At 63.0% G+C, this 1,433-nt stretch carries 1 protein-coding gene; it reads right to left on the reverse strand.

Annotated elements, in window-relative coordinates:
* Positions 1–90 precede the first annotated feature (90 nt).
* The gene (locus CHB74_RS21440; RefSeq protein ID WP_089221476.1) at positions 91–1,347 is read right to left on the reverse strand and encodes an IS701 family transposase; all 1,257 of its coding nucleotides are present in this window, start codon (positions 1,345–1,347) and stop codon (positions 91–93) included.
* Positions 1,348–1,433: the final 86 nt, after the last annotated feature.

Genomic DNA, 1,433 nt, shown 5'->3' on the forward strand with positions numbered 1-1,433 from the left:
TAGCACTACTTTGGCAGAAGTTTGGCAGGGTATCTGATGAGGCTGCATCCGCAGTGAGGGCAATTCTGCGGCGGTGAGCGAGACAAGCGGTCAAGGATGGCCTGGCGCACTGCCGGCAAGGTGGGTTGGGGAGGCGGACCGAGGACTCTTTTTTTTCCGCCCCGCCTGAGCGAGCCTTCGGGATTGCAGGAAGGCGTAAGCTATCATCGACATCAAGGCATGGCGGTGAAGTCCGGTCCAGGATCGGCCCTCGAAGTGATCCAGGCCCAGTTCTTCCTTGAGTTGCTGATGGGCTTGTTCGCAGATCCAGCGCGCCTTGATCGCGCCGGCGAGAGCCTTGATCGGGGTGTCGGCGGGCAGATTGGAAAGATAGTATTTCCGCTCGCCATTCGAGCGATGCTCACCCACCAGCCAGGCTTCCTCACCCGGCATGTGCTGGGCCCCGGCAGAGCCGATCCGCTGCGGGGCACCATCGGCAATGCGCACGCGCATGGCGGCAAAGCGGGCCGTCAGCCGTCCCTTGGTTCCCTTGCGCCAACTGACCTGTCGCCACTTCGCGCTTTCGAGCATGACGTGCGCAGCCATGGATTTGACGTCCGGCACATGCCGCACCCGAAGGCGACCGCGTCCTGCGACCGGGAAGATCAGTTGCACGTCGGCCGGATAGACCTTCTGGTGCCTGGGGATGCCGACAGCCCAGCAGAGGCCGCGTGTACTCAGCGCCTGCCGGAACGGAGCCGACAGCCCGTAACCGGCATCGGCCAGCACACAGCCGAAGCGCACGCCGGCAGCGATGATGCGATCGATCTCCTCGATCGCGATCTCGAGCTTGGTGCGATATTCCTGCAAAGGGGCAGGCACGCCCGCCTTGTCCATGCGCGCGGTATCGCTCGTCCAGCTTTCCGGCAGGAACAGCCGCAAGCTCAGCATGAGCGGAACTTCGCCCGACGCCAGCGTCACCGACACCAGCGTCTGACAGTTGGCATTCTTGCCAAGCGCCGTGGCGTACTGCGGCGCGACGCCAACCGAGGCTTTGCCCTTCTTGGGCAAGGCGGTGTCGTCGATGATCAGCCAGGCTCTATCGCCACCAACCAATTCATCCGCCTGGCTCCACAAGGTCGCTTCCAGCGGGGCGCTGTCCCACAGACCGGCCCCGATGAAATGATGCAGCCGGTCATAGGGGATCGCGTCCGAGCGGGCTGCCATGGGCTGGATGCTCTTGCGATCACCGGGGCCAATCAGACCGGCGATATAGGCTGGGCACATCCGGCGTCGCGTCTTGTTCCCCAGAGCTTCCAGATAAGGCGCGAGCCAACGCTCAAGATCCGCCTGCCAGTCCTCGTCCATCGCCAGCCTCCGTCAAGCTGGCTCCCCATGAATCAGGGAAATCTCTCCTTGGGAATCCCAAAAATCACACTTCTGCCAAAGTAGCG

It is taken from the genome of Edaphosphingomonas laterariae (assembly GCF_900188165.1).
Taxonomy (GTDB): Bacteria; Pseudomonadota; Alphaproteobacteria; order Sphingomonadales; family Sphingomonadaceae; genus Sphingomonas_E; species Sphingomonas_E laterariae.